Consider the following 11,292-nt stretch of genomic DNA (forward strand, 5'->3'; position numbering starts at 1 on the left):
CCACGCAGCGTCCGCAGCCGAACGACGAGCGCATCCAGCCCCTCCGGCGTTTGAGGAGCGGGGGCCCGGGGGCAGCGCCCCCGAGGGGGCCCGGGGCCAAGGCCCCGGGGGCTTGCGGGGACCCCGCAGCCCCGCCCCCCGGCAGGATTCCGTACCGTGGGGTGTGTGTACCGGTTCCTGCTCACACCCCGCTGGTGGGGAATCCACGTCTTCGTCCTGCTCGCCATCCCCGTCTGCATCTTCATGGGCAGCTGGCAGCTGGGCCGCTTCGAGGACCGCGTGCAGTCCCACGAAGCGGCCGCGAAGGCGCCCGACCCCGCCACGCAGAAGGCCGAACCGCTCGCCGACCTGCTCCCCGTGGACCAGCGCACTTCCGGCCGCCCCGCCGAGGCACGCGGACGGTACGCCGAGCAGTTCCTGGTGCCCGACCGCGAGGTGGACGGCAAGTCGGGCAGCTATGTGCTGACTCTGCTGCGCACCGACGGCGGCAAGGCGCTGCCCGTCGTACGGGGCTGGATCCCGCAGGGCGCCAAGGCTCCGGCCGCGCCCGCCGGCGAGGTCGACGTCACCGGCGTACTGCAGGCCTCCGAGAACGCCGGCTCCGACGGGGTGCACGCGCAGGGCGGCCTCCCGCAGGGCCAGGTCGGCATGATCAGCGCGGCGGCCCTGGTCAACCTGGTGCCGTACCAGGTGTACGACGCCTGGGTGACGCTGCCCGGCGCCGACGCCGGGATGACTCCCGTACCCGCCAGCGCCCCGCAGAACAGCGGGCTCGACCTGAAGGCGTTCCAGAACCTCGGCTACACCGGCGAGTGGTTCGTCTTCGCCGGGTTCGTGGTCTTCATGTGGTTCCGCCTCGTACGCCGCGAGGCGGAGGCCTTGGAGGACGCCGAGCTCGGCCTCGCCCCCGAGGCAGAGAACGAGACCGCGACGGACGACTCGCCCGTCGCCCCGCTCGCCGGGTAGGCGAAGGACACAAATAAGGACACAAAAAAAGGGGGGCCCGCCACCAGGCGGGCCCCCCTTCGTGCTCCTCCCCCTCCGCGAACGAGGAGCCGTCCCGAATACTTCGCTTCCGAGCAGGGCTACTGCTGCGGGGCCACCGACGGTGTTCCCGCGTCCAGTACGCCCGTCTTGTAGATCGTTCCGGCGCACGCGTTGGGGATCTTCGCCTCCGCGGACGGGGCGCCCGGCTCGGCGACGTGGGTCACCGCTACCGTGCCGTCCGCCGTGGCGGTGGGCGAGCCGCCGTCCGCGCCGAGCTGGGTGGTCTGGCCGCCGGCGGCCGTCGTCGGGGAGACGATCCCGCTGGTGCTGCCGGAGCTGCCGTTCGACGGGCTCGGGTCGGGCGACGGCGGGGACTTGGGGCAGGTGTCCGACGGCACCCAGGCGAACCGCACCTCGTACGCCGCGGCCGGCTTGAGGACCAGGCGGGTGGTGTCCTTCGAGGGGTCGGGGAGGCCGGGGGCGGGGTCGCCCGCCGCGTGCTCGACGACGGTGATCTTCGCCGGGTTGGCCGCGCCCTGCGCCTGCACGTTGAACTTGCCTGCGCCGCCGATCGCGCACTGCTTGTTGGACGCGTTCACGATGCGGAACGCGCCGTAGACCTTGCCGGTCGAGTCGGGCTTGCCGACGCTCGCCGACTTCACGCTCAGCTCGCCCGCCTCGCACACCGGCGAGTTCGCCTGCACGGGCCCGCTGCCCGCCCCGGTCGCACCGCCGGCACTGGCGCCGGTCGTGCCCTTGCTGGGCTGCGGCGTACGGCCCGTGCTGTCGGGAGTGCCCGACCGGCTGCCGACGCCGACGGGCGGGGTGCTCTCCTGCACGCCGTCCGAGGTGCCGGAAGCGGAGTCCGAGGTGCCGTGCGTCCGCTCGCCGTGTCCGGCGACGGCGGGCTGGTCGCCCGCGCTGCCCGAGGTGTTGGCGACGTGGATGAACGCCGGTACGGCGGTGGCCACCAGGAGCGCGGCCGCGACCGAGCCGACGACGGCCTGCCGCTTGCGGGCCCGCCGCACGGGCACCGCGGCCCGCAGATGGTCGAGCGCCCCCTCCGAGGGTGTGAGGTCGTCCACCGCGCCGTGCAGCAGCCTGCGCAGCGCGAGTTCGTCGGCCGTGTCCGCGCCCGCGGAAGCGGGCGGGAGGCCGAAGGGGGGAGTGCCGGTGCTGTTCTTTTCCGGCGTTTTGTTCACGAATCCGTATCCAGTCAGGTCGTTCAGGTCATTCCTGGGCCGCTGGTCCGGCCCGCTTTTCTCGTGCTCCCCATGGGCGCCACGCTCTCCGTGGCCGCCACGCTCCGCGTAGGCACCATGTTCCCCATGAGTGCCGCCGTCCCCCGGCCGCCTGTCGCCGTTCCGGTCGGGCCCCGTCATGCCGGTGCCTCCATGGCGATCCGCAGGGCTGCGATGCCCCGCGATCCGTACGCCTTCACCGAGCCCAGGGATATCCCGAGCGTCTCGGCGACCTGAACCTCCGTCATGTCCGCGAAGTACCGCAGCACGAGCACCTCGCGCTGGCGGCGCTGGAGCCCGCGCATCGCCTTGATCAGCGCGTCGCGCTCCAACTGGTCGTACGCGCCCTCCTCGGCGCTCGCCATGTCGGGCATCGGCTTGGAGAGCAGCTTGAGCCCGAGGATGCGGCGGCGCAGCGCGGACCGCGACAGGTTGACGACGGTCTGGCGCAGGTAGGCGAGGGTCTTCTCCGGCTCGCGCACCCGGCTGCGCGCCGAGTGGACCCGGATGAACGCCTCCTGCACCACGTCCTCGCAGGAGGCGGTGTCGTCCAGGAGCAGGGCCGCGAGGCCGAGCAGCGAGCGGTAGTGCGCGCGGTAGGTCTCGGTGAGGTGATCGACAGTGGTGCCGGCCGCCATGACCTCGTCAGCGCTCTCGCGCGAGGGCGCCTGGGAGGGTACGCGGGCCGGACGGGTGGCGGGCATGGGCGCGATCACCGGCATGCCGCCGGGCGCACCGAGGCGCCGACGCGGGCGGACGACCGTGCCACCGCGTGCCGGTACCGCTCGGAAATCGAGTACCTCTGCCACGCCTGTTGGACACGTTCCTCCCCGTCAGGGTTGTACGCGTACGACACTGTTTTTGGCGGTGCACCACATGCCCTCATCCGTACCCGCTCTTCCCCAATGCCCCGATTTTTACGGCACCTTGAGGGGCGACCGCATAGACGCTCCATGCCGGACTGCGGTTGCAGGGACACGGAAATGAATCGTGTAACAAGGCATTGGCGCAGTTCAAGTGGTACAGACCAGCGACTTGCTCACAGAGCGTTCACAGATCCTACAAATCGGTAGACCTCATCGTGCGGTGAATTCGCGGGCCGCCAGCTCGGCGATGTGCGCGGCGTTCAGGGCCGTGCCCTTGCGGAGGTTGTCACCGCAGACGAAAAGTTCCAGTACGTGCGGATCGTCCGGCGAGCTGCGTACCCGGCCCACCCACGTGGGGTCGGTGCCGACCACGTCCGCGGGCGTCGGGAACTCGCCGACGGCCGGGTTGTCGAAGAGCACCACACCCGGCGCGGTGGCCAGGATCTCGTGGGCCCGCGCCACGTCCACCTCGTTCTCGAAGCGGGCGTGCACCGACACCGAGTGCGTGGTGACGACCGGGACCCGCACACAGGTCGCGGCCACCGGGAGCCGCGGCAGATCCAGCAGTTTGCGCAGTTCGTCCCGGAGTCCGAGTTCCTGCGAGGACCAGCCTCCCTCGGCGAGCTCCCCGGTCCACGGCACCACGTTCAGCGCGACCGGCGCCACGAACGGCCCGAGGTCGTCGCCGACGGCCCGGCGCACATCGCCCGGACTCGTACCGAGCCCGGTCCCGGCCACCAGCGAGATCTGCCGGCGCAGCGCCTCGACCGCGGCCTGCCCCTCACCGCTGACCGCCTCGTACGTGGAGACCACCAGCTCGCTCAGGCCGAACTCGGCGTGCAGCGCGCCCACCGTCACGCTCATGGCGAGGGTGGTCGGGTGCGGGCTCGCGACGATGCCGCGCGGACGCATCCGTACGGCATGGGGATTGAGCTCCGGGACGACCAGCGGCACGTCCGGGTCCATCCGGAAGGCTGCCGAACTGTCCACCACCACCGCGCCCTTGGCGGCCGCGACCGGCGCCCAGCGGGCGGCGATCTCGTCGGGGGCGAGGAAGACGACGACGTCGGCCCCGTCCAGGGCCTCCTCGCTCAGCGCGAGGACCTCGCACTCCTCGCCCCGTACGAGCAGCTTGCGGCCGGCCGAGCGCGCGGACGCGACGAGCCGGACCTCGCCCCAGACATCGGCGTGCTGGGACAGGATCTGGAGCATCACCGAACCGGCGCCCCCGGTCGCTCCGACGACCGTGAGCGCCGGTCTGCGGGTCATCGCCCGGTGCCTCCGTAGACGACGGCCTCGTCGCTGTCGGAGTCGAGACCGAAGGCGGTGTGCACGGCGCGCACGGCCTCGTTCACGTCGTCGGCGCGGGTCACGACCGAGATGCGGATCTCGGAGGTCGAGATCAGCTCGATGTTGACGCCCGCGTCGGAGAGGGCCTCGAAGAAGCCCGCCGTGACGCCCGGGTTGGTCTTCATCCCTGCGCCGACGAGAGAGATCTTGGCGATCTGGTCGTCGTAGCGCAGCGACTCGAAGCCGATGGCCGGCTTGGACCGCTCCAGGGCGTCGATGGCCTTGCGGCCCTCGGCCTTGGGCAGCGTGAACGAGATGTCGGTGAGTCCCGTCGACGCGGCGGAGACGTTCTGCACCACCATGTCGATGTTGATCTCGGCGTCCGCGATGGTGCGGAAGATCGCCGCGGCCTCGCCCGGCTTGTCGGGCACCCCGACGACCGTGACCTTCGCCTCGGAGACGTCGTGGGCGACTCCGGAGATGATGGCGTGCTCCACCTGCTGGCCTTCCGACTGGGAACGTGGTTCGTTGCTGACCCAGGTGCCCTGAAGTCCGCTGAAGGACGACCGCACATGGATCGGGATGTTGTAACGGCGGGCGTACTCGACGCACCGGTGCAGGAGCACCTTGGAGCCGGACGCGGCCAGCTCCAGCATGTCCTCGAAGGAGATCCAGTCGATCTTCTTCGCCTTCTTCACGACGCGGGGGTCCGCGGTGAAGACTCCGTCGACGTCCGTGTAGATCTCACAGACCTCGGCTTCGAGCGCGGCCGCGAGGGCGACGGCGGTGGTGTCGGACCCGCCGCGGCCGAGCGTGGTGATGTTCTTGCCCTCCTGGCTGACGCCCTGGAACCCGGCGACGATGGCGATGTTGCCCTCGTCGATCGAGGTCCGGATGCGGCCCGGGGTGACATCGATGATCCGCGCTTTGTTGTGGACCGAGTCGGTGATGACACCGGCCTGGCTGCCCGTGAACGACTGGGCCTGGTGGCCCAGGTTTTTGATCGCCATGGCGAGCAGTGCCATGGAGATCCGCTCTCCGGCGGTCAGCAGCATGTCGAATTCCCGCCCGGCAGGCATGGGTGACACCTGCTCCGCGAGCTCGATCAACTCATCCGTCGTGTCGCCCATCGCGGAAACCACGACGACCACCTGGTGGCCGGTCTTCTTGGCTTCCACGATCCGCTTGGCGACGCGCTTGATGCCCTCGGCATCGGCAACGGAGGAGCCTCCGTACTTCTGCACGACAAGGCCCACGTGCGCTCCTCGCTCAGTTCATTACTGCGGTCGGCTCAGTCTAACGAGCGGGCCGGATTCGCCCGCGCCGTATCACTTCGTGAGATGTCCCGCTCACGAGTTGATCACCGGGCGTTGTCCGATCCGCTCGCGAGATCCGCCTGCCCTGGCATTCCGTTTGTACGCGACGATGTGGCCGGGGTCACAGGGCGGCCCCGGCCACATTGTGTCAGTCGCGCGTTCTACTGCCCGACGAACTGCTGGTAGTTCAGCCCGTTGCAGCCGAAGGACCGCAGGCCGTAGGCACCGCTGTCGTCCATGCAACGGCCGGTGTTCTCGTTCCGGAAGGTGAGCGTGCCGTTGCTGTTGTAGTAGATCTCCCAGCGCTGGTAGTTCAGCCCGTTGCAGCCGAAGGACCGCAGGCCGTAGGCACCGCTGTCGTCGATGCAGCGGCCGGTGTTGCCGTTCTTCAGGACCCAGTTGCCGTCGGACTGCCCGTACAGGCCCCAGTACTGGTAGTTCAGGCCGTTGCAGCCGAACGCCCGCAGGCCGTAGGCACCGCTGTCGTCGACGCAGCGGCCCGTGTTGACGTTCCGGAGCGCGCCGGAGTCGAGGGCGCGGGCGGCCGGTGTGCCGGGCAGGACCTGGGCGGCCTTGGCCGGCGGGGCCGGGGCGGGCGTGGCGGCCGACGCGGTGCCGACACCGGCGAAGGCGAGGGCCGCGGCGGCGGCGAGCGCCCCCACGATCCGGGCCGCGCGGAACGGGAGGTGAGCGGACATGTTCATGGTCGTCTCCTGTCGGGAGGATGGACTCACGAGGCCGCCGCCGGAAGCGATGTCCGGTGCGGCGGTCACCCACCCTGGCCCGGCCGGGCACCTCCCGTCTTTGTACGGACGCGACACCATCCGGAGCCGACCGGTCCTTTGCCACATCAAACGGGTCTTTTGCCTTACCCGGTGTGATTGGGCCACCAACTGCCCTGATTGGCGCGCGAGTTCGTTGTGATGCGGGGAGGCGCGCGGGGACCATCGCGGCGTCCGCACCACGACGGAGGAGTTTCGCGAAGGGGATCTCCATGAGCACATCACCGCCGCTCCGCTTCCGGCCGCCGATGCCCCGGCTGCGGCCGCACGTCCTCGGCTACTTCGGCTACCACTACCCCCCGCACAGCCCTCAGCGCAGACTGCTCTTCCCGGACACGGCGAGCACCGTCGTCTTCGGGTTCGACGCACCGGTGCACATCGTGGGGCTCGTCGAACCCGCCCGTACGGTGAGCTGCCACTCGCGGGCCGATCTCCCGTTCACCACCGCCCTGCTCGGTCACCACGAGGGGGCCGTGCGGGGCGTCGCGGTGCGGCTGACGCCGATGGGCGCGTACCGCCTGTTCGGCGTCCCGATGCACGAGTGGGACGTGCCGCACCTGGACCCGGTGCACCTGCTGCCGCCCGCCTCGCGCCGGCTGCCGGAGCGTCTTGAGGCGGCGCCCGGCTGGCCGGAGCAGTGCCGCCTCCTGGACGAGTACCTCGGCGGGCTGCTCGGCGCGGGCCCGCGCACGGCGCCGGAGGTCGCCCTGGCCTGGCGGGAGCTGGAGCTGCGTCGGGGCCGGGTCACGGTGCGGGACCTGGCCGCCACCACGCACTGCAGCGTGCGCCATCTGGAGCGGCACTTTCGCGAACAGGTGGGGCGCTCGCCCGGGGCGATCGCCCGCATCCTGCGGTTCCGGGCGGCGCTGCGGCTGCGGGACAGCGGGCTGCCGCCGTGCCTGGTCGCGCAGCGCTGCGGCTTCCACGACCAGGCCCATTACAACCACGTCTTCAAGGCAACGACGGGCCTGACCCCGACCCAGGTCCTGGCCGTCCCGATGAACTGGTCCACCCGGGCCGCCCGGATCAACTCCCCGGTATGGGAGATGGCTTGACCGCAGGCCTCGCCAACTCCCTTATGCCCAGGGCTACTTGAGGTCGCGCAGGCCCAGCGGGCCCGCCAGCTCCTCGATCATGACGCGGCCCGCCTCCTCCTCCAGGGCGTCCTCCGTCAGGTCCTCGTCCGTGTCGAGCCCGTCCAGGGCTTCGAGCGGCTGGTTGAGGCGGACGTGCGCGACCAGGGACTGCAGCGCGCGCAGCGCGGCGGAGGCCGTCGAGCCCCAGTTGGAGAAGTACGAGAACTGCCACCACCACAGGGCCTCGGTGGTGCGGCCCGCTCGGTAGTGGGCCAGGCCGTGGCGCAGGTCGGTGACGACGTCGGCGAGGTCGTCGGAGATCCGGCACGGCACCGGCGCCTTGCGGGGCTCGTACGGGTCGAAGACCTCGGAGTACACGTCGATGGGTTCCAGGAGGCGGGCGAACCGCTCGCGCAGCTCGTCGACGTCGGCCTCCGGGCCCAGGTCCGGCTCGTACCGCTCGTCCGGGACGATGTCCTCGTGCGCGCCGAGCCGGCCGCCGGCGAGGAGCAGCTGGGAGACCTCCAGGAGGAGGAACGGCACGGCGCTGTCGGGCTCGTCGCCCTTTGCCACTTCCGTGACCGCGACGATGAAGGACTCGACCTGGTCGGCGATCTGGACCGCGAAGGAGTCCGGGTCCTGGGTGGTCGCGTGCAGCGTTGCGTCAGACATCGAGTTGACCTTCCTCGTACCCCTCGTGGGCGTCATACATCGAGCAGCCGCCTTCCTTCGAAGGCCCGGCCCAGGGTGACCTCGTCGGCGTATTCGAGGTCGCCGCCCACCGGCAGGCCGCTGGCGAGCCGGGTGACCCTGAGGCCCATGGGCTTGATCATGCGGGCGAGGTACGTCGCGGTGGCCTCGCCCTCCAGGTTCGGGTCAGTGGCCAGGATCAGCTCGGTGACCGAGCCGTCCGCCAGGCGGGCGAGCAGCTCGCGGATGCGCAGGTCGTCCGGGCCGACGCCCTCGATCGGGCTGATGGCGCCGCCGAGCACGTGGTAGCGGCCGCGGAACTCGCGGGTCCGCTCGATGGCCACGACGTCCTTGGGCTCCTCCACGACGCAGATGACCGTCTGGTCGCGGCGCGGGTCGCGGCAGATGTTGCACCGCTCCTCCTGCGCCACGTTGCCGCACACCGCGCAGAACCGGACCTTGTCCTTGACTTCCAGGAGGGCGTGCGCGAGGCGGCGCACGTCGGTCGGCTCGGCCTGCAGGATGTGGAAGGCGATCCGCTGCGCGCTCTTGGGACCGACGCCGGGCAGCCTGCCCAGTTCGTCGATGAGGTCCTGAACCACGCCTTCGTACAACGGAACGCCTCTCGTGGGTTTTCTGACGCCTACGGTAGTTGCTGTGCGTCCGCCTCAGTAGGTCAGGCGCACGGGTACGTCCACGCGGGCGGGCGGGCGCACGCCGGTGGCCCGGTCCTAGAACGGCAGGCCCGGCATGCCGCCGAGGCCCTGCGCCAGCGGGCCCAGCTTCTGCTGCTGGAGCTGCTGCGCGTTCTCGTTGGCGGCCTGCACGGCCGCGACGACGAGGTCCGCGAGGGTCTCGCCAAGCTCCCGCAAGGAATCAGCGGTCTCCGGGTCGACCGCCTTCGGGTCGATGACCAGGGCCCGCAGCTCGCCCGAGCCGGTCACGGTCGCCTTGACGAGACCGCCGCCGGCCTGCCCTTCGACCTCGGTCGCCGCGAGCTCCTCCTGGGCGAGGGCGAGGTCCTGCTGCATCTTCTGGGCCTGCTGGAGAAGCTGCTGCATGTTGGGCTGGCCACCACCAGGGATCACGGTTCGCTCCAGGTTTCGGTAAGGCGGGTCGGCAGGACGGCTGCCGCTTTCGGCACTCCGAGCCTACGTGGTCGACAGGCGCCCTGCTCCGCAACTCTTTCGAGTGATGCGGTGCGCGTTCCTATACCTGATCAAGGGACACTTCCGGGCGGAAATACCTGGATATCGCCCGCCGGGCCCACCATTCGGCGGTAGGAATGGCGGTCGGGTGCGTCACCACGCGTCAATGCGCACGCGCGCACCGCGGACGGCCGCACTGCGGCACGGCCTTTACTACGTCCAGTACACGTCCAGTACGTCCAGATACACATCCAGGTGCCCGTACGTCACTCTATGTCACAGAGGGTCACAGCAGCAGTGCGGAGGGAGCGGCCGGGTGAGCCAGCCGGACATGCAGCCCGAGGGGCCCCCGGGCCAGGCCCGGCGGGACGAGGGCGCGCAGACGGGCGATCTGACCGGGCGGCCGTTCCCGCTCGGCGACTGGGGCGAGCCGGCCGAACGTCTCGACACGCTGTACCGCTGGGTCGAGGACGGCGCCCTGCGCACCGCGGACTGGTACCTCGCCGACCGGCTCTGGAAGCGCCGCGGTGCCCGCGCCCTGCGCTGCGGCACGGCGAGCGGCGCGATCGCGGGGGCCGTGCTTCCGCTCGTCGACCTGACCGGCACCCTGGAGGGCGCCGCGGGCTGGGGCTATCTGTGTCTGCTGCTCGGCGCCGCCTGCATGGCCTGCGACCGCTACTTCGGGCTCACCTCGGGCTGGATGAGGGACGTCGCCACCGCCCAGGCCGTACAGCGCAGGCTCCAGGCCCTCCAGTTCGACTGGGCGTCGGAGAGCGTGCGCGAGGTGCTCGGGCCCACCGAGGGCACCGCGAGCGAGGCGGCCGAGCGGTGCCTGGCGGTGCTGCGCAGGTTCACCGAGGACGTCACCGAGCTGGTCCGTTCGGAGACGGCGGACTGGATGGTGGAGTTCCGCTCGGGACCCGCGCCGCTCGTCATGCAGACCCTGAGCGCGGCCGCCCCGCGCACGGACGGCGCCCCCGGTCCCGGCCGCTTCCCGCTCCCTCCGGCCACCCGCCCGAACATGCCGCGCCAGCGGCCGCCGGAGGGGCCGCGCTGAACGTCGGGGCGCCGGGGGCGGGGTCTGGGCCCCTCGGCCGAAAGGCGGTCGTCCTGCTCAGCTGAAGATGATCATCGAGCCCTGGGCGAGGCTGCGGGTCGCCGCCGCGTGCAGCCCGAGCCACACGTGCCGCTCGCGCGCGAAGGGGCTCTCGTCGTACGGGATCGGTCCGGCCGGCTCTTCCAGTGAGGTGGGCCGGTCCGGCGGGGCGGGTGCGGTCGGCGGGTTGGCCGGATCTATTCCGATCGCGGGCCCCACGAACTCCAGCTCCCGCAGCAGCCCCTGAGCGGAACCGAGCGGTCCGCCGCCCGCGAGGAGCTCCTCGTTGGACAGCGGGATCGCGAAGTCGACCGGGACGTAGGCACCCGCGTGGTCGTAGTGCCACACCAGGTGCGACTGCTGGGCGGTCGCCTCGAACATCTCCAGGAGCTGCTCGTAGTCGCCGCCGAGCTCGTCGACGGGCGTGACCGCGAGGCCGCACAGCTGGAGGAGGTAGGCCCGGCGCAGGAAGTGCAGCGCGTCGTAGTCGAACCCCGCGACAGGTGCCACGTCACCGGAAAGGCCCGGCATGTACGCGAAGACCGGTACGGGCGGGAGCCCGGCGTCGCCGAGCGCCTTGTCGTACGAGGCGATCTCCTCCGCGAACGGGTTGTCGGGGCTGTGGCACAGCACATCGACGAGGGGGACCAGCCACAGGTCACAGGCCAAGACGGGCTCGCTCTCAACTCGTTTCGCGCGATGGTCGGGACAGCGTAGTGCGCCGGGCACGCCGCGCGAAGAGTGCCCGTCAACTCCTGATGCGGGGTGACCGGATCCCCCCGCGCCCCGGTCGGGAGGGT

12 protein-coding genes are annotated in these 11,292 nt (G+C 71.1%); 3 read left to right on the plus strand and 9 right to left on the minus strand.

Annotated elements, in window-relative coordinates:
• The first annotated feature begins 165 nt into the window (after positions 1–165).
• Positions 166–966: an SURF1 family protein gene (locus ADK54_RS36440; RefSeq protein ID WP_053730100.1), complete on the plus strand. Its 801-nt coding sequence runs from the start codon at positions 166–168 to the stop codon at positions 964–966.
• Positions 967–1,085: 119 nt separating this feature from the next.
• Here ADK54_RS36440 and ADK54_RS36445 read toward each other — a convergent pair whose 3' ends face one another.
• The 5 genes from ADK54_RS36445 to ADK54_RS36465 form a co-directional block, all read right to left on the minus strand.
• Entirely contained in the window at positions 1,086–2,189 is a 1,104-nt protein-coding gene (locus ADK54_RS36445; RefSeq protein ID WP_078966901.1) for a hypothetical protein, read from the minus strand.
• A 176-nt stretch (positions 2,190–2,365) separates the two neighbouring features.
• Positions 2,366–3,037, minus strand: a complete 672-nt coding sequence (locus ADK54_RS36450; protein ID WP_078966902.1) for a SigE family RNA polymerase sigma factor — start codon at positions 3,035–3,037, stop codon at positions 2,366–2,368.
• 267 nt (positions 3,038–3,304) lie between these two features.
• Positions 3,305–4,363 carry an aspartate-semialdehyde dehydrogenase gene (locus tag ADK54_RS36455; protein ID WP_053730101.1) on the minus strand — a complete coding sequence of 353 codons (1,059 nt, stop codon included), beginning with the start codon at positions 4,361–4,363 and terminating at the stop codon, positions 3,305–3,307.
• Positions 4,360–5,640: an aspartate kinase gene (locus ADK54_RS36460; RefSeq protein ID WP_053730102.1), complete on the minus strand. Its 1,281-nt coding sequence runs from the start codon at positions 5,638–5,640 to the stop codon at positions 4,360–4,362. The genes ADK54_RS36455 and ADK54_RS36460 overlap by 4 nt, the downstream gene beginning before the upstream one ends.
• Positions 5,641–5,861: 221 nt before the next feature.
• Positions 5,862–6,404: an RICIN domain-containing protein gene (locus ADK54_RS36465; protein ID WP_053730103.1), complete on the minus strand. Its 543-nt coding sequence runs from the start codon at positions 6,402–6,404 to the stop codon at positions 5,862–5,864.
• Between the two features lie 290 nt (positions 6,405–6,694).
• Here ADK54_RS36465 and ADK54_RS36470 point away from each other — a divergent pair, with 290 nt between their 5' ends.
• The gene (locus ADK54_RS36470; protein WP_159048005.1) at positions 6,695–7,537 is read left to right on the plus strand and encodes a helix-turn-helix domain-containing protein; all 843 of its coding nucleotides are present in this window, start codon (positions 6,695–6,697) and stop codon (positions 7,535–7,537) included.
• Positions 7,538–7,570: 33 nt separating this feature from the next.
• Here the strand turns inward: ADK54_RS36470 and ADK54_RS36475 are convergent, their stop codons facing one another.
• The 3 genes from ADK54_RS36475 to ADK54_RS36485 all read right to left on the minus strand — a co-directional run bounded on the left by ADK54_RS36475 (position 7,571) and on the right by ADK54_RS36485 (position 9,336).
• A complete protein-coding gene (locus ADK54_RS36475; RefSeq protein WP_053730105.1) occupies positions 7,571–8,230 on the minus strand; it encodes a DUF5063 domain-containing protein in 660 nt (219 codons plus the stop codon).
• A gap of 32 nt (positions 8,231–8,262) precedes the next feature.
• Entirely contained in the window at positions 8,263–8,862 is a 600-nt protein-coding gene (gene recR, locus ADK54_RS36480) for a recombination mediator RecR (protein ID WP_053730106.1), read from the minus strand.
• Positions 8,863–8,979: 117 nt separating this feature from the next.
• Positions 8,980–9,336 (minus strand): YbaB/EbfC family nucleoid-associated protein, encoded by a 357-nt coding sequence (locus tag ADK54_RS36485; RefSeq protein ID WP_078966903.1) that lies wholly within the window; start codon positions 9,334–9,336, stop codon positions 8,980–8,982.
• A 376-nt stretch (positions 9,337–9,712) separates the two neighbouring features.
• Between ADK54_RS36485 and ADK54_RS36490 the strand changes: the two genes are divergently transcribed.
• The gene (locus tag ADK54_RS36490; protein WP_053730108.1) at positions 9,713–10,453 is read left to right on the plus strand and encodes an SLATT domain-containing protein; all 741 of its coding nucleotides are present in this window, start codon (positions 9,713–9,715) and stop codon (positions 10,451–10,453) included.
• A gap of 57 nt (positions 10,454–10,510) precedes the next feature.
• Here ADK54_RS36490 and ADK54_RS36495 read toward each other — a convergent pair whose 3' ends face one another.
• Positions 10,511–11,161 (minus strand): hypothetical protein, encoded by a 651-nt coding sequence (locus ADK54_RS36495; RefSeq protein WP_053730109.1) that lies wholly within the window; start codon positions 11,159–11,161, stop codon positions 10,511–10,513.
• Positions 11,162–11,292 lie beyond the last annotated feature (131 nt).

Origin of the sequence: Streptomyces sp. WM6378, assembly GCF_001279695.1 — a bacterium.
Classification (GTDB): Bacteria; Actinomycetota; Actinomycetes; order Streptomycetales; family Streptomycetaceae; genus Streptomyces.